20 protein-coding genes are annotated in these 15865 nt (G+C 70.8%); 7 read left to right on the forward strand and 13 right to left on the reverse strand.

Going from position 1 to position 15865, the window contains the following annotated elements; translation table 11 throughout:
- Positions 1-33 precede the first annotated feature (33 nt).
- The 10 genes from ABZ671_RS22675 to ABZ671_RS22720 all read right to left on the reverse strand — a co-directional run bounded on the left by ABZ671_RS22675 (position 34) and on the right by ABZ671_RS22720 (position 8013).
- Entirely contained in the window at positions 34-1104 is a 1071-nt protein-coding gene (locus tag ABZ671_RS22675; RefSeq protein WP_357861449.1) for a LacI family DNA-binding transcriptional regulator, read from the reverse strand.
- A gap of 64 nt (positions 1105-1168) precedes the next feature.
- Entirely contained in the window at positions 1169-2131 is a 963-nt protein-coding gene (locus ABZ671_RS22680) for a carbohydrate ABC transporter permease (protein ID WP_357861451.1), read from the reverse strand.
- Position 2132: 1 nt separating this feature from the next.
- Positions 2133-3182 (reverse strand): sugar ABC transporter permease, encoded by a 1050-nt coding sequence (locus tag ABZ671_RS22685; RefSeq protein ID WP_357861453.1) that lies wholly within the window; start codon positions 3180-3182, stop codon positions 2133-2135.
- 69 nt (positions 3183-3251) lie between these two features.
- The gene (locus ABZ671_RS22690; protein WP_357861455.1) at positions 3252-4598 is read right to left on the reverse strand and encodes an ABC transporter substrate-binding protein; all 1347 of its coding nucleotides are present in this window, start codon (positions 4596-4598) and stop codon (positions 3252-3254) included.
- Between the two features lie 230 nt (positions 4599-4828).
- Positions 4829-5320: a TspO/MBR family protein gene (locus tag ABZ671_RS22695; protein ID WP_357861457.1), complete on the reverse strand. Its 492-nt coding sequence runs from the start codon at positions 5318-5320 to the stop codon at positions 4829-4831.
- A gap of 66 nt (positions 5321-5386) precedes the next feature.
- Entirely contained in the window at positions 5387-5530 is a 144-nt protein-coding gene (locus ABZ671_RS22700) for a GPGG-motif small membrane protein (RefSeq protein WP_357861459.1), read from the reverse strand.
- A complete protein-coding gene (locus ABZ671_RS22705; protein ID WP_357861461.1) occupies positions 5521-6297 on the reverse strand; it encodes a metallophosphoesterase in 777 nt (258 codons plus the stop codon). Before ABZ671_RS22705 ends, ABZ671_RS22700 begins: the two co-directional genes overlap by 10 nt.
- 10 nt (positions 6298-6307) lie before the next feature.
- Positions 6308-6577 carry a BON domain-containing protein gene (locus ABZ671_RS22710; protein ID WP_357861463.1) on the reverse strand — a complete coding sequence of 90 codons (270 nt, stop codon included), beginning with the start codon at positions 6575-6577 and terminating at the stop codon, positions 6308-6310.
- Entirely contained in the window at positions 6574-7224 is a 651-nt protein-coding gene (locus tag ABZ671_RS22715) for a nucleotidyltransferase (protein ID WP_357861465.1), read from the reverse strand. The genes ABZ671_RS22710 and ABZ671_RS22715 overlap by 4 nt, the downstream gene beginning before the upstream one ends.
- Positions 7225-7275: 51 nt before the next feature.
- Positions 7276-8013: an SDR family NAD(P)-dependent oxidoreductase gene (locus ABZ671_RS22720; RefSeq protein ID WP_357861467.1), complete on the reverse strand. Its 738-nt coding sequence runs from the start codon at positions 8011-8013 to the stop codon at positions 7276-7278.
- 299 nt (positions 8014-8312) lie between these two features.
- On the opposite strand from ABZ671_RS22720, the gene ABZ671_RS22725 reads away from it, so the two are divergent.
- The 3 genes from ABZ671_RS22725 to ABZ671_RS22735 all read left to right on the forward strand — a co-directional run bounded on the left by ABZ671_RS22725 (position 8313) and on the right by ABZ671_RS22735 (position 11652).
- Positions 8313-9227, forward strand: a complete 915-nt coding sequence (locus ABZ671_RS22725; protein ID WP_357861469.1) for a MurR/RpiR family transcriptional regulator — start codon at positions 8313-8315, stop codon at positions 9225-9227.
- Entirely contained in the window at positions 9224-10168 is a 945-nt protein-coding gene (locus ABZ671_RS22730) for an N-acetylmuramic acid 6-phosphate etherase (RefSeq protein WP_357861471.1), read from the forward strand. The genes ABZ671_RS22725 and ABZ671_RS22730 overlap by 4 nt, the downstream gene beginning before the upstream one ends.
- Before the next feature lie 494 nt (positions 10169-10662).
- A complete protein-coding gene (locus tag ABZ671_RS22735; protein ID WP_357861473.1) occupies positions 10663-11652 on the forward strand; it encodes a sigma-70 family RNA polymerase sigma factor in 990 nt (329 codons plus the stop codon).
- Positions 11653-11735: 83 nt separating this feature from the next.
- Here the strand turns inward: ABZ671_RS22735 and ABZ671_RS22740 are convergent, their stop codons facing one another.
- Entirely contained in the window at positions 11736-12704 is a 969-nt protein-coding gene (locus ABZ671_RS22740; RefSeq protein ID WP_357861475.1) for an NlpC/P60 family protein, read from the reverse strand.
- Positions 12705-13205: 501 nt separating this feature from the next.
- Here ABZ671_RS22740 and ABZ671_RS22745 point away from each other — a divergent pair.
- Positions 13206-13727: a DUF6232 family protein gene (locus ABZ671_RS22745; protein ID WP_357861477.1), complete on the forward strand. Its 522-nt coding sequence runs from the start codon at positions 13206-13208 to the stop codon at positions 13725-13727.
- Positions 13728-13750: 23 nt separating this feature from the next.
- On the opposite strand, the gene ABZ671_RS22750 is transcribed toward ABZ671_RS22745, so the two are convergent.
- Both ABZ671_RS22750 and ABZ671_RS22755 read right to left on the reverse strand, forming a co-directional pair.
- Positions 13751-14080 carry a DUF3817 domain-containing protein gene (locus ABZ671_RS22750; protein WP_357861479.1) on the reverse strand — a complete coding sequence of 110 codons (330 nt, stop codon included), beginning with the start codon at positions 14078-14080 and terminating at the stop codon, positions 13751-13753.
- Positions 14081-14105: 25 nt separating this feature from the next.
- The gene (locus ABZ671_RS22755) at positions 14106-14525 is read right to left on the reverse strand and encodes a hypothetical protein (RefSeq protein ID WP_357861481.1); all 420 of its coding nucleotides are present in this window, start codon (positions 14523-14525) and stop codon (positions 14106-14108) included.
- A 121-nt stretch (positions 14526-14646) separates the two neighbouring features.
- Between ABZ671_RS22755 and ABZ671_RS22760 the strand changes: the two genes are divergently transcribed.
- From ABZ671_RS22760 to ABZ671_RS22770, 3 genes are read left to right on the forward strand one after another with little or no spacing between them, the layout of a single operon-like run.
- Positions 14647-14964 carry a DUF6158 family protein gene (locus tag ABZ671_RS22760; RefSeq protein WP_357861483.1) on the forward strand — a complete coding sequence of 106 codons (318 nt, stop codon included), beginning with the start codon at positions 14647-14649 and terminating at the stop codon, positions 14962-14964.
- Positions 14965-14966: 2 nt separating this feature from the next.
- Positions 14967-15293 carry a hypothetical protein gene (locus tag ABZ671_RS22765; RefSeq protein ID WP_357861543.1) on the forward strand — a complete coding sequence of 109 codons (327 nt, stop codon included), beginning with the start codon at positions 14967-14969 and terminating at the stop codon, positions 15291-15293.
- A gap of 32 nt (positions 15294-15325) precedes the next feature.
- Positions 15326-15865, forward strand: a complete 540-nt coding sequence (locus ABZ671_RS22770; RefSeq protein ID WP_357861485.1) for a DUF1360 domain-containing protein — start codon at positions 15326-15328, stop codon at positions 15863-15865.

The raw sequence follows: 15865 nt of genomic DNA on the forward strand, positions 1-15865 counted from the left end.
CTTCTCCCTGTCGTGCGTGCGGGACGAGTTCGTTCAGTGTGCCCGCGGCGGTGCGGTCGATTCCCGCACCACCAATCGAGTGGGCAGGATCACCGGCGTCGGGGGAACGCCGCCGGTGTCGGCGCCGCCGGGTGGGGGCACCGCGACGGGGTACGGGTCGGCGCTGCGTACGCCGAGCGGGTCGAGCAGGATCCGGGCGGCGAGCAGCCCCTGCTCCGCGGCTGGCTGGGCGATGGTGGTCAAACCGATCACGCCGGCCAGGTCATGGTCGTCGATGCCGATCACACTGACGTCCTGCGGCACGCGGAGCCCCGCGTCGCGCAGCGCGGTGATCGCGCCCATCGCCATCTCGTCACACGCGGCGAAGATCGCGGTCGGCGGCTCACCCCGGGCCAACAGCTCGGCGGTGGCCTGGGTGCCGCCGTCCACGGTGAACGCGGACTCGACGTCCAGCCTCGGATCGGGTCGGAGCCCGGCCGCGCGCAGCGCCTCCTGGTAGCCGCGACGGCGGTCCAGGTGAGTCGTGAACGCCAGCTCGTCGTCCGGGTCACCGGAGATGTGCGCGATCCGGGTGTGCCCGAGGTCGAGCAGGTGCCCGGTGGCGGTCCGGGACGCGGCCACGTCGTCGATACGGACGCAGGGCCAGCCGGGCACCCCGGAGCCGGAGCTGATGATCACGCCCGGCAGGTCCAGCTTGGTCAGCGCGGTCACGTCCGGCGGGCGCAGCGGGGTGGCGACCAGGATGATGGCATCCACCCGCTTGTGCAGGCTGGCGGTGCGCAGCACCCGTTGCCGGTTTTGCTCCCGCCCGCCGAGGTTGTAGAGCAGCAGGTCGTAGCCGTTCTCGTGGAGGTATTCCTCGACGGCTTCCACGACGGTGCCGAAGAACCAGCGGGTGATCCGGGGAACCACGATCGCCACCGTGCCGGTCTTGCCACCGGCCAGCCGGGAGGCGCTCGGCGAGACCGCGTACTGGAGTTGCTCGGCGGCGGCGAGGACCCGGCGGCGGGTCGCGGCCGAGACCGTGGGCAGCCCGCGCAGCGCACGGGAGACGGTGGCCGTGGAGACCCCGGCCAGGCGGGCGACATCGTCAATCTTCGTCATAGCTGTTCCCCGCTCCGGCCCGTGCCCGCCGCCGCCGACCGAGCCGGCGGCGGCGGACGACGGGTCAACCCTTGACGCTGCCGGCGAGCAGGCCCCGCACGAAGAAGCGCTGGAGGGACAGGAACACGATCAACGGTACGACGATCGACACGAAGGCCCCGGACGTCAGCCGTTGCCACTCGTTGCCCCGGGTGCCGGCCAGTTCGGCGAGCCGAACGGTCAGCGGGGCGGTCTCGCTGCTGCCGCCCGCGAAGATCAGCGCGACCAGCAGGTCGTTCCAGACCCAGAGGAATTGGAAGATGCCGAACGCGGCCAGGGCGGGCGTGATCAGCGGTAGCACGATGGTGCGGAAGATCTTCGGGTGGGTGGCCCCGTCGACCCGGGCCGCCTCCATCAGGTCACCGGGCAGTTGCGAGATGAAATTGTGCAGCAGGAACACGGCGAACGGGAGCGCGAAGCAGGTGTGCGCGAACCACACCTGGGCGAACTTCTGCGCGCCGTCGAGTTCCCAGGCCGGGAGCACCTGGACGCCGCCGACGCTGACGCCGGTGGAGAAGAACTTCAGCAGCGGCACCAGGGCCATCTGCAGCGGCACGATCTGCAACGCGAAGATCGCGATGTAGAGCCAGTCCCGCCCCTTGAAGTTGATCCAGGCCAACGCGTACGCGGCCAGCGCCGCGAACGCCGTCGGAAAGAGCACCGACGGGATGGTGATCGCCAGCGAGTTGATGAAGTAGCTGGCGAGCTGGCCGGACGAGGCGGAGTTGCCGAAGAGCACGTCCTGGTAGTTGTCCAGGGTGAACTGCGGGTCGCTGAAGAACGTCCACCAGCCGGTGGTCTTGATCTGATCCGCCGGCCGGAACGAGGAGATGAACAGGCCGAAGGTCGGGACCGTCCAGAGCAGTGCGATGACGATCGAGATCAGGGTGGCCCAGCGGGTGTTCAGCCGCTTGCGGACCCGGCCGGCGCGGGTGGTCGCGCCGGTGGCCTGGGCGCCGGCTCCGACGGTGGGCGTGGCGGTGGTCATCTCAGCCCTCCCGCTGCTTGCGCAGGTTGCGGATCTGGTAGATCACGATCGGGATGACCAGGACGAAGAGGAACACCGCCAGGGCGGAACCCTGCCCGTTCTGGCCGTACCGGAACGCTTGGTTGTACATCTCGTTCGCGATCACACTGGTGTCGTAGTTGCCGTTGGTGGAGGTCCGCACGATGTCGAAGACCTTGAGCGTGGCGATGGAGAGCGTCACCACCACCACGATCAGCGCCGGCCGGATGCTCGGCATGGTGATCTGCCAGAACATCTGCCACGGGGAGACCCCGTCCAGCCGGGCCGCCTCGACGATGTCCGCCGGAATGGCCTTGATGGCGGCGGAGAGCACCACCATGGCGAAGCCGGCCTGGATCCACACCATGATCACGATGAGCAGCAGGGTGTTCAGCGGCGGATCGAGCAGCCATTGTCTCGGCTCGCCGCCGAGGCTGACCACGATCTGGTTGAGCAGACCGATCTGGTCCTGATCCTCGCTCCGGTAGGCGTAGACGAACTTCCAGATGATGCTGGCACCGACGAACGAGATCGCCATCGGCAGGAAGATCAGGGACTTGGCCACGGCCTCGAACCGGCCCTTGTCCACCAGCACGGCGTAGATCAGGCCGAACGCGGTGGCGACCAGCGGCACCAGGAGCACCCAGATCAGGGTGTTGGTCAGCACCCGGAGGATCGAGTCCTCGGAGAACATCCAGCCGTAGTTGCGCAGCCCCACCCAGTGCTCGCTGCCGGAGTCCATGAAGGAGAGCAGCGTGGTGCGGACCGCCGGCACCACGAGCCCGACGCTGAGCAGCAGCAGCGTCGGCAGCAGGAAGAAGAACGCGAAGAGCCCCTCGCGCGGCTTGCGCCGCTTGACGAGCAGAGCACCGCCGGCCGAGGCGGCGATCAGTCGCGCCTCCCGACGACGGCCGAACCAGGCCGGCACCGCGTCGAGGAGCAGGAGCAGGCCGCCCACCACCGCGACGAAGGCGATCAGCCCCCACATCAGCATGAGGAACTTGGGCTGTTCCTCCGCAAGGTCGAACCCCATCGACCCTCCCTCAGGGTTGGATTGATCGGTGGTCCGGCCCGCTCGCGCGGACCGGACCACCGGCTCAGATCACTTCGGCCAGCTGCTCTCGATGCCGTTCACCACGGTCGTGGTGTCCTTGCCGTTGATCCAGTCGACCATGCCCTTCCAGAAGGTGCCCGCGCCGACCGCGGCCGGCATCAGGTCCGAGCCGTCGAAGCGGAAGACGGACTTCTCGTCCTGGAGGATCTGCACGGAAAGCTTGTCCACCGGGTTGGGGACGTTGTTCAGGTCGAGCTTCTTGTTCGCCGACACCCAGTCGCCGATCTTGGCGCGGCTGTTGGCGTACTCGCCGGAGGCCAGGTAGGTCTGCACCGCCTGGACCTCGGCACGGTCGGCGAAGGCCGCGACGAACTCACCGCCACCCAGCACCGGCTTGCCCTTGGCCGGGTCGATCGCCGGGAAGTAGAACGCGAAGACGTCACCGTCCTCGGCCACCTTGCTGCCCTGCGGCCACTGGTTGGCGTAGAACGACGCCTGCCGGTGCATCGCGCACTTGCCGGCGGTGATCGGCGTGCCGGCCTCCTGGAAGGAGGTGGTGGTGATGCTCTTCACGCCGCCGAAGCCGCCGTTGACGTACTTGTCGTTTTTGAGGATGGTGCCGGCCTTGTCGAACGCCGCGGCGACCTGCGGGTCGTTGAACGGGATGCCGTGGTTCGTCCACTGGTCGTAGACCTCGGGCGTGACCGTCCGCAGCATCAGGTCTTCGATCCAGTCGGTGCCCGGCCAGCCGGTGGCGTCACCGGACTCGAAGCCGACGCACCACGGCTTCATGCCGCTCGCCGCGATCGTGTCGCTCAGCTTGATCAGCTCGTCCCAGGTGGTCGGGATCGTCCACCCCTTCTCCTGGAACATCTTCGGCGAATACCACACGAACGACTTCACGTTGGAGCCGAGCGGGGCGCCGTAGAACTTGCCGTCCACGGTGCTGTACTTGAGCCAGTCGGGGGAGTAGTTCTGCTCCGCCATGGCCTTGGTGTCGGCGCCGGCCGGCTTGAGCTTGCCGCCGTCGGCGAAGCGCTTGAGTAGACCCGGCTGCGGGATGAAGGCCAGGTCGGGGGCGTTGCCGCCGTCCACCCGGACGCCCAGCTGGGCCTCGAACTCGCCGGAGCCCTCGTGGGCGATCTTGATGCCGGTGCAGTTCTCGAACTGCTTCCAGGACTGCTCCAGGCGGTCGGCCTCGATGTCCCGGATGGACGAGTAGATGGTGACCTTCTTGCCGCTGTTGCCCTGGTACTTGTCGTATGCGGCGCACTCCGGGGAGCTCGCCTTGCTGTTGTTCTTCTTCTCGCTGCCGGTGCCGCAGGCGGTGACGCCGAGCGCCAGGCCCAGAACGCCGGCGATCGCGAGAGCCTGGCGCGATCTGGCAAACGCCATGCCGATCTCCTTCCTTGCCGGCGCGTGGGGGAAGTCGTGGCTGCGCCGGTCCGATGGTCGTCCACCACATGTAAGCGCTTGCATCCCGCCCGGTCCATCCCCTGCCGGACACGGGCCGGTAACAATCCGGAAACCCGGTTACCGGTAGTGGGCGCGCTCCCACGCTCCGATTGCGAATTGACTCCGTACCGAAACCGGTGGATGCGATGCGCTTTTCGAGGGTGTCGCGGTCAGCCGTTGCGTCGCCAGATGTCGAGGTTGAGCGCGGCGGCGAAGCTGACCCAGGCCCAGTAGGGCAGCATCAACAGCGCCGCCGGCCGGGAAAGCCGGCGAAACCGCGCCTCGGTGAACCCGATGGCCAGCCACAGCAGCACGATGTCGACGAAGGCCAAGCCGCGCCGCCCGGCACCGAAGAAGAGCGGGGTCCAGACGGCGTTCAGCGCCAACTGGGCGACCCAGGACCAGAGCGCCGGCCCCCAACCGGACTGCCGCCAGGCAAGCCAGCCGGCCACCGCGATCTGCGCGTAGAGAACCGTCCACACCGGGCCGAAGAGCCAGGGCGGGGGCGCCCAGGACGGCTGTTCGAGGCGGGCGTACTCCGGCCGCACGCGCCGGACGACGAGCCCGCCGACGGCCGCCGCGGCCGTGACCGCCGCGCCGAACCCGAGCAGGGCCAGCCGCCGTGCGCCGCTCCCGCGCCGGAGACACCCGGAAGACGTCATACCGCCGCATGCCCCGGCGCACGGGTGCCAAACCAACGGTACGCGTGACACCGGGGCCGGCACGCACTAGTGGAAGATGCTGACGCCGCCCGGGCCGACCAGCAGGCCGACCACGATGAGGACGATGCCCCACAGGATCTGCCGGCGGAACAGCGCGAGGACGCCGGAAACGACCAGAATGACGGCGAGAATCCAGAGAATCAGGTCCATGAATGCGCAGTACCCGACTGCCCGATCCGGGAAACCTGATGCTGGTCGAGATGATCACCCAGGTGGAAGACGCTGTACGCCTGCTTGATCACCGGGTGGGCGACGTTGCGGACGCGTACCCCGCCAGGCGTGGTGCCCCGCTCGGCGCCGTGGTGCGCGTGCCCGTGCAGCGCCAGCGCGGTGGGCGCCGAGTCGATCGCCTGGCCGAGCTGGTAGCAGCCGAGGAACGGGTAGATCTCCAGCGGCTCGCCCGCGAGGGTGTCCGGCACGGGAGAGTAGTGGGTGAGCGCGACCAGCAGGTCGCAGTCCAGCCCGCGCAGGGCCCGGCCGAGCGCGTCGGCGCTGTCAGTGGTGGTCTTGACGAAGTCCTTCATCTCCGGCTCGCCGAAGTCGGTGGCGCACCGGCCGGCGAACCCGCCACCGAAGCCCTTCACCCCGGCCACCCCGAGCCGTCCGCCAGCGCACTCCAGCGCGATCCCGTTGCCCTCCAGGACGGTGATGCCGACGTTTTCCAGCACCTTCACCACCTGCGGCACCTGGTCGCACTGGTGCTCGTGGTTGCCGAGCACGCTGATCACCGGCACGCCGAGGTTTCCGAACTCCCGCGCGACGCACCGTGCCTCGGCCTCGGTGCCGTGCCGGGTCAGGTCGCCGGCGAGCAGCAGGACGTCGGCGCAGTCGGGCAGCTCCTCCAGCGCCGGCCGGAAGCGGCCGACCACGTCCTCGTCCATGTGCACGTCGCCGACGGCGGCGACCCGGATCACCATCGTGCCTCCCTCACGGCAGCTCCTCGACCTGGCTGGGCGCCTGCGTACGGATCACCCCGATGTCGCTGGTGATCGGCACGTCGGGGAACTGCTCGGCGACCCGGCGCAGGATCTCCTCGCGGCGGTGCGGGCTCTCCACCTCGCCGGAGAGCACCACGCCCCGCTCCCGGTGGACCGCGGTGATGCCCTGCTCGGCGACGGACGGGTCCTCGGACAACAGGCGGTGGATCTCCGCCTCGATGTACGCGTCCGGGGGCGCGCCGCCCTGCTGCTCGGTCATGGTGTCTCCCTTCCTCCGGACGGGCCGCCGGGCAGCACGTCCAGCCGGTCGAGCAGCACCAGGAAGGCCTCGGCGTACGGCGAGTGCTGCGTCTCCTTCCGTACCCGTTCCCAGTCAATCTGTTCCCGCAGCGAGCGGGCGAGCGGCAGGGCGCGGGCGAAGTCGCAGTAGTGCTGGGAGAAGCTGAGCAGCTTGTGCACCATCAGCTGGCTGGCCGAGAGCACCGGCATGTGGATCGCGTCGACCGGGCGCACGATGGTGTCGGCGAAGGTCTCCTCGGTCACCGGGGTCTCGATCGGCCGGTGGATCAGGTCCACCATCCGCCCCTCGTCATAGACCTTGACCAGCCAGTCCTCGGGCGGGCGCTCGGCGGCGAAGCCGGCCTCGACCAGGGCCTCCAGGGCCCGATCGACGTCCTGTGCCCGGATCAGGAAGTCCACGTCGTGGTCGCTGGAGTGACCGCCGTGGGCGTACACGGCGAAGCTCCCGCCGAGCGCGAAGGGAATCTCGGACTGCTTGAGCACGGCGGCGACCTTCTTGAGCGTGTGCAGCAGGGTCTCATCCCCGTGCTCGGCCATCTGGGTCTCCCGTCGTCGTGGCTGGCGGTGGGAATGAAGTTGCGTACCCGGCGAACCGGTTGGCCACACCGCATCGTTGACGCGCTCCGGGTGGAGATGGGATGAAGCGGCGGAAAGCCCTCAGGCTCGGCCGTACACCGGGATGCTCGCCCCGGTGGTCGGTGCGGATTCGTCGGAGGCCAGGAAGCGGATCACCGCGGCGATCTCGGCCGGCGGGACCCAGCGCCGGTGGTCGGCGTCCGGCTGGGCGGCCCGGTTGGCGGGAGTGTCGATGACGCTCGGCAGCACGGTGTTGCACCGGACCCCGCGCTGGCGGTACTCCACCGCGACCGCGTTGGCGAACGCGAGCACCGCCGCCTTGGCCGTGGCGTAGCCGGCCGCGCCGGGGAAGGGTGCCACCGCGGCCCGCGCCGAGACGCAGACCACCGCGCCGCCGCCGGCCGCCACCAGGTGCGGCAGCGCCGCCTGGGTGACCAGGTACGTCGGGCGCAGGTTGATCCGCAGCATCCGGTCGAACTCCTCGACCGGGGTCTCGTGCACCAGGCCGCCGCTGGCGTATCCGCCCACCAGGTTGACCACCGCGCGCAGCGGCGCCGCCGGTTCGGCGACGGCCACCTCCACCGCGCGGGCGGCCCCGGCGGGTTCCAGCAGGTCCGCGGCGACGGCTTCAGGTCGCGGCGCGGCGTCAGACGTGCCGAGCTGAAGTCGCCGTACGACGTGGATCGGCCCGGACGGCGCCGTCCCACCGCTTTCCCGGGCCGGTACGACCACCCGCCAACCGGCCTTCAGGAAGGCCGCGGTGACCGCGCCACCCAACCCGCCCGTGCCCCCGGTTACCAGTACCGTGCGCTCCGCCATGGGGACACGCTAGTCGCCCGCCCCGTTCCCCGGCTGCCGGTTCGATCCGGAAACGTCGATGCCGGCCCCTTCGCCGGGCCATCCGTCCGGCGGGCTCCGCCCGGTCCGTCCGGCCGGTCTGACCTGTACAACCGCGGCTGCGGCGGTCGGCCGGCGTGGGCGAGTCGACCGGTGCGGGGGAGGTGGCCGGGCAGCGGGAATGGGACCCTTGCCGCGGCCGTCGTGCGCGGATGGCGGTACTTTTCCCGATACGCGCGGTGATGGTTGACGGTCACGCCTGGTGAAAGTAAGTTTCATCCGTGGCGAAGAGTCCGAAGATTTCTGCGAGTCACGAGCCGGGTGGGCTGATCGTCCACATCAGTGGCCTGCTCCCGTCGCTGTCCCCGGCCGAACAACGGGTCGCCCGGTTGGTGGTCGCCGACCCGGCGGACGCCGCCCGGCGCACCATCACCGACCTCGCCACCGCCGCCGAGACCTCGGAGGCCACCGTCATCCGGTTCTGCCGGTCGGTCGGCATGGACGGCTACCCGCAGCTGCGCATCCGGCTCGCCGCCGAGGCCGCCCGCCGGGTCGAGCCGCCCGACGCGCGGGTGGTCGGCGGGGACATCCCGCCCGGCGCCGACCTGGCGCAGATCATCGCGACCATCGCGTTCAACGACGCGCGGGCCGTCGAGGAGACGGCCGAGCAGCTCGACCCGACCGCCTGCGAGCAGGTGGTCGAGGCGATCGGCGCGGCCGGCCGAATCGACGTCTACGGCGCCGGCGCCAGTGGTTTCGTTGCCTCCGACTTCCAGCAGAAGCTGCACCGCATCGGCCGGACCGCCTTCTACTTTCCCGACGTGCACACCGCGCTCACCTCGGCGGCCCTGCTCGGCCGGGGCGACGTCGCGGTCGGCATCTCGCACACCGGGACCACCTCCGACGTCATCGAAGTGCTGGAGCAGGCCCGGGTGCGGGGGGCCACCACCGTCGCGCTGACCAACTTCCCCCGCTCGCCGATCACGGAGGTCGCCGACTTCGTGCTGACCACGGCCGCCCGGGAGACCACCTACCGCTCCGGCGCGACAGCCAGCCGGCTCGCTCAGCTCACCGTGGTCGACTGCCTCTTCGTCGGGGTGGCCGCACGGAGCCGGGCCAGGACCAGGAAGGCCCTCGAGGCGACCGCCGAGGCCGTCCGGTCGCACCGGGTGGGCGCCGGGCGGAGGCGCGGATGACGGCCGGCCGGGTCGAGCGCGACGGGGCGGCCGCGCGGCCCGTGGTGCGGGTGGGCGCGCCGACCGAGCGACGCAACCCGGACAGCGTCGACCTCGACCTGATGTCGACCCGGGACGTGCTCACCGTCATCAACGAGGCGGATCGGCGGGTGCCCGACGCGGTGGCCGCCGTCCTCGACGAGATCACGGAGACCGTCGACCTGGCGGTCGCCGCGTTGCGGGGCGGGCGCCGGGTGCACTACTTCGGGGCCGGCACCTCCGGCCGGCTCGGCGTGCTGGACGCCGCCGAGCTCGCGCCCACCTTCAACTCGCCGCGAGACTGGTTCTGCGCCCACCTCGCCGGCGGCCCGGACGCCATGTGGCGGGCCGTGGAGGACGCCGAGGACGACGACCGGGCCGGCGCCGCCGAGGCCACCGAGTGCGTACGCCCCGGCGACCTGGTGGTCGGGCTGGCCGCCAGCGGACGCACCCCGTACGTTCTGGGGGCGCTCGGCGCGTCCCGGACGCGGGGTGCCTCGACCGTGCTGCTGTGCGCCAATCCGGAGGCCGACGCCGCCTCGTCGGTGGACGTCTTCATCGGGGTGGACACCGGACCCGAGGTGGTCACCGGTTCGACCCGGATGAAGGCGGGCACCGCGCAGAAGTTGGTGCTCAACACGTTTTCGACAGCCGTGATGGTGCGTCTCGGCCGGGTCTACTCGAACCTCATGATCGACATGGTCGCCAGCAACGCCAAGCTGCGGGGCCGGATGATCTCGATCCTGATGGAGGCCACCGGCCGCGCCGAGGAGATCTGCCAGGCCGCGCTGCAGGAGGCCGACGGCGACCTCAAGACTGCGCTGGTCTCCCTGGTCTCCGGCGCGGAGGTCGCCGCCGCCCGGGCCGCCCTGGCCCGCTCCGCCGACCAGGTGCGCGGCGCGCTGGCCCTGCTCACCTCCTGATCCGCTCCCGGCGCGGGGCGACCGCCCTGTGTCCGCCTCCGCGCCCGCCGTGCGCGCTCCGCCCGCCGTGCGCGCTCCGCCCGGGTGCGACGCGCGTCACGCCGTCGGGGGGACGTCGTTCGCGCTGCGGATTGTTCAACCAGGCGTGGGGTAATCCTCACCCGTGGCTGAGCTGGCCGGTCCGCCGTATCTCCCAGTGACCAGGATCGCAATGTCACGGTGACGCGGGTCGCTGCGTTCATGGATTTCGCAATGGTGCGATTTCCGAGGCGGCCCGATGATTTCGCTGCTCCGACGGCCGCCGACCAGGCCGTACGCGAGCCAACTGCGCAGGGACCCTGACAGGGAACATGGATCAGGTTCTCAGCTGACACTCAGGCATTCGTGACACTTTCGACTCACGGCATGGAATCCCCGACGCGTCTCATCTGTTGTGTAGGTGTCAGCACCTACGGGCACAGCGGAGGTTACGGGGAGGGCTGATGGACGTGGGGATGGCAAGGAACCGGGCAACCGGCGCGAGCGAGGGGACCGTGGCAATCGTGGACAAGAACATCGGCATGCGTACCGACGAGGTCGCCGAGGAGCGGGACCTGGTCGGCGTCTACCTGCACGAGATCTCCCGGACGCCGTTGCTGGACGCCGCCAAGGAGGTCGACCTCTCCAAGGCCATCGAGGCCGGGCTCTATGCCGAGCACCTGCTCGGTGAGGGCCGTGTCCCCGCCGGCGTCAAGCGGGAGGACCTGGAGCGGCTGGTCGTCGAGGGTGAGCAGGCGAAGGATCTCTTCATCCGCGCCAACCTGCGACTGGTCGTCTCGATCGCCCGCCGCTACGTGCGCTCCGGGATGCCCATGCTGGACCTCATCCAGGAGGGCAACACCGGCCTGGTCCGGGCGGTCGAGAAGTTCGACTACGAGCGCGGCTACAAGTTCTCCACCTACGCGACCTGGTGGATTCGTCAGGCCATCAGCCGGGCGATCGCCCAGCAGGAGCGGACCGTACGGCTGCCCGTGCACCTGGTGGAGGACGTCAACCGGATGCGGAACGTGATCCGGCAGCTCACCCGCGAGCTGGGCAGCGACCCGGAGCCGGAGCAGGTCGCGGCGGCGCTCGGCGTGACTGTCGAGCGGGTCAACGAGCTGAAGCGCTGGTCGCAGGACACCGTCTCGCTGGACACCCCGGTGGGCGACGACGGCGACACCAACCTCGGTGACCTGGTCGCCGACAGCGACGCCCCGTCGCCGGAAGAGATCGTGCTCACCGGCCTGGAACGGCAGCGGATCGAGGGACTGCTCAACCACCTCGACGACCGCTCGGCCGGCATCATGCGGGCCCGCTACGGCCTGGAGGACGGCCGGGAGCACTCGTTGACCGAGGTCGCCTCGCGGTTCTCGCTCTCCCGCGAGCGGATCCGCCAGCTGGAGATCCAGGCCCTCGGCCGGCTCCGTGAGCTGGCCCGGGCCGAGGGGCTCCAGGCGGCCTGAGCTGGTAGTAACGCACACGAACGGCCGGCGTCCGACAGGGGGACGCCGGCCGTTCGCCGCTTCGGGTGGCCGCAGCCGCCGGGTCAGCGCACCCGGCCGTAGCCGGCGATGGACATGATGTCCATGTCCCGCTTGGTGACGTTGCGCCCCGGGCTTGGCGCGTCGATGATCTGGCCGCCGCCCACGTAGAGGGCGACGTGGCCGAGCCCGGAGTAGAAGACGAGGTCACCGGGCTGCAGCGAACCGCGGCTGATCCGCGCGGTGGCGTTCCACTGCATCGCCGCGTTGTGCGGCAACGACTTCCCGGCCGCCCGCCAGGCGGCCAGCGTGAGCCCCGAACAGTCGTAGCCGCCGGGGCCCTCGGCGCCGTAGACGTACGGCTTGCCGACCGCCCCGTACGCGTACCGCACCGCCACCCCGGCCGAGCCGGAGATGGCCGGGGCGCTGCCAACGGAGCCGGGCTTCGCCGGTGCCTCCGTGGCCCGCCCGTACGCCTGCCGGCGCAGCTCGTAGAGGCGGGCCAGGTCCGCCTCGATCTTCTTCTTGCCGGCCTTGAGCTGCTTGGCCTGCGCGGCCTGCCTGGCCAGCGTGACGTCGAGCTGGGTCTTCTCGTCGATCAGCTTGCGCTGGCTCGACGTGAAGCCGGCGATGGTCTGCTGGCGCTGGCGGGTCAGCTGGTCCAGAGTGCCGAGCCGTTCCGGCAGCGAGCTCTGCCCGCCCGGCTCCAACAGGGCACGGGCGGTGTGCAGCCCACCGGTCTTGTACGCGGTGGCGGCGAGCACACCGACGTCGGCGCGGCTCTGCTCGACCTGCGCCTGCAACGGGCCGATCCTGGCCGCCAACTTGGCCGCAGTGGCCTTGTTGGTCTTGATGTCCTCGTTGAGCTTGTTGTACGACTCGACGATTCGCTCCAGCTCAGTCGAGGACTTTTCGATCTGCTTCGTCAGCTCGGCGGGGGTGGGCTCGGCCCGGGCCACCGACGCCGGGGCGATCAGCACGGCCGAGAGGCCGGCGACCGCGAGCGAGCGCAGCAGGATCCGTAAGGACGACAAGAGCGGAAAGCTCCTCTCCGACACTCGCCGGGAAGCGCGGGGCACCCGGCGACACCGGGCTGGGGCCATCCGGCTGGATGGCGGTCGACCGGTCCGGCCTGCCCAACCTAACCTGTGGCGGGAGTGGTGGGGAGTAGAAGCAGGGTCGGACGTTGGCACTGTGTCAGGAAGTGCCGCTGGTGCCGCTGACACCCGGTGACCGAATTGCCGGCCGAGGGTCGGGGCTGGTGTGTCGAATGAGCGGATGGCGTGGCTGGTCCGATTCGTCGTTCTCGGCGGATGTCGCCAGGTAACGCGCTGCAAAGTCACGACAAAGCCTGAAATCAGACAGGCATTTCGGACGTAATCCCCGCCCCGAATGCCGCCGCAGCCCGACAAAAACCCCAGCCGTGCTGGCGTGGCCACAACACAATGAAGCGCGAGGCGGGAATCCCGCCCAATGGCATCGTCGCAGCTCGCCGCTGGCGCGGAGAAGCCGGCGGGCGATCCCCTGGAGGCGCCGTGCAGACCGATGGCTCCACCACCCGCCCACCCCGGTCGCCGCGGGCGACCGCCCCCACCCTGCTGTACGCCCGTCCGGGCATCGTCGTGACCAGCGAACGCTTCAACGTCGGCGGCAACAGCTGGCGGGTCGCCGAACTCACCCAGCTCTGGACCGCCCGCGGGCCGCACGACCGGCTAGCCCTCCGGGCGGTCGCGGTCACCGCCGCCCTGATCGGCACGGTCGGCGTGCTGCTCGGCTTCACCGGCGGGCTGCAACGACTCACCGCGACCGCGTATCTGGCGCTGGGCGCGGTCGGTCTGCTGCCGCTGCTGCTGGTGGCGATCGGCGACCGGTGGCGACCCCCGGCGTACGAGTTGTGGGGGCGGCACCGGGGCGCCGAGGTGCTGCTGTTCAGCAGCGACGACCAGCGGCAGTTCGGCCAGGTCACCCGGGCCCTCCGGCGGGCCTGGGAGGGCGCTCGCCAGGGCGGCTGGACGGAGCCGCCGACCTCCGCCGACCCCTGGCGGCCGAAGCGCTGACCCCGGCCGGCCCGGGGGCTGAGTCAGCCGGCGATCGGCTCCGGGGTCCGGGACCGCTCGGCGTCGGCCAGCCAGTGGCCCACCCGACGCTCGGCGTAGAACGAGACGAACGGCACAGTGCCGGCCAGCATCACCAGCAGCATCCGCTTCAGCGGCCAGTCGACCCGGCGCGACAGGTCGAAGGTGAGGGCCAGATAGAGCATGTAGAGCCAGCCGTGTGCGGTGCCGACCACGGCCACCACGCTTCCGTCGTCGAACACGTACTTCAGCGGCATGCCGATGAGGACCAGCACCACCAGCGCCACGCCCACGATCCAGGCGATCACGCGGTACCGGGTAAAGGCTCCGCCCACCGTCGTCCGTCCTTCCGAGCCGGCCTCAGCCGGGATAGTCGCCGGGCTTCGTGCCCGGGTTGGCGTTCAACCATGACAGGTAGCGGTTGTACTCGGCGAGCTCGCCGTCCTCAGCGCCGGCCGCCGGGGCCGCCGGCACGCGGCTGACCCGCACGGGACGGCGTACCGCCGGAATCGCGGTGGCCGGCTCGGACCCGGCGGCCGCCGGCGGCGCCGGGGTGGGGCGTTCCGCGGGCGTGCCGCGCAGCGTGTGCCGGACCTCACGCCACCACACGAAAACCACGAAGCCGGCGAAGACCGGCCACTCGATCGCGTATCCGAAGCTCAGCGCGTTGCCCTCGGCGGCCCGGGTGACCTGCCACCAGCCGAGCCCGAGGAAGCCCACGACCAGCACGACCATGGCCACGTGGCGGGCGATCCACGCCGGTGTCCAGAGCCGTCTCATGCCACCGAGCCTACCGGCGTCGGCCGCCCTCTCCGACGCGGTGTCGTAGCTGGCGGGGTTTGGTGGCACCTCGGGTGGGCATCCGTCCAGACGCCAACCCGAACGAGACGAGGGGGCGACGATGACCGAATCAGCACGCCGCACCGGTGAGGCCAGCCCGGAGCAGCGGTTGCCCGAGTGGGACGACGACCGCGCCGGGATCGACCCCGTGCTCGGCGACGTCGACGGCGAGCTGCTCGGGGTGGACCCCACCGAGCTGGGTGACGAGGACCTCATCCGGGAGATGCAGAGCCTGCACCGGACCCGACTCGACACCCTGCGACACGCCACCGACTCGGCGCTCGCCAACCACCTGCGCCGCACCGCCGAGCTGGAGACCGAGTACCTTGCCCGGCATCCGGGGCGGGAGGTCGACCCGAGTCGGCTGCGGGGCGTCTGATGGTGGCGCACGCCGAGCGGGGGATGTCCGCGCCACCCGAGGTGGTGTTCAACACGGTCATCGACCCGGACCGGGCGGCCGCGTGGCTGCCCGAGCCGCTCCGGCAGGACGGCGATCGCCGCCCGGAGCTGGTCAGCGGAGCGGAGATGTGCGCCCGGTGGTGCAGCGACTCGGCGCCCGGTTGGTCGGCCGAGATCCGGGTGAAGGCGGCCGACGCCGGTGGCGCCCAGGTCCGGCTGGACCTGGCCGGCGCGGACGCCGACGGACTGGCCGAGAAGACCCTGGCCAACCTCGCCCGCGAGGTGGCCGACAACCTGACCGCCGGCTGAGCCGGCCGGGCCGTGAGTATCGAGGAGGCCGGGTGACCGGGAGTGGCCTGAAGCAGAAGGTGGCGCGCCTGCGCCAGGCGTACGCGCCGCACGAGCATCGGCCGTTGGAGGGCTACCTGAAGGCGATGGGCACCTACGCGACGGTGACCGCGTCGCTGGTGGGCCTGGTCAGAGCGACCGGGCGGCCGGTGCCGGAGCGGCCCGCGCCCGGTGACGTGGTGCTGCTCTGCGTCGCGACCCACAAGCTCAGCCGGTTGCTGGCCAAGGACGCCATCACCAGTCCGTTGCGGGCGCCGTTCACCCGCTACGACCGCCCGATCGGCAGCGGCGAGGTGATGGAGCAGGTACGCGACGAGGGCAGCCCCACCCGCCACGCTCTCGGCGAGCTACTGAGCTGCCCGTTCTGCCTGGCGGTCTGGGTGGCGACCGGGCTCACCGGGGGCCTGGTGCTGGCGCCACGGCTGACCCGGCTGGTTGCCACCGCGCTGACCGCGGTGGCCGCCTCCGACTTCCTGCAGATGGGGTACGCCGTCGCCCAGCGGGCGGCCGAGGGCGGACCACACGGCGGGTGA

It is taken from the genome of Micromonospora sp. NPDC006766 (assembly GCF_040636055.1).
Taxonomy (GTDB): Bacteria; Actinomycetota; Actinomycetes; order Mycobacteriales; family Micromonosporaceae; genus Micromonospora.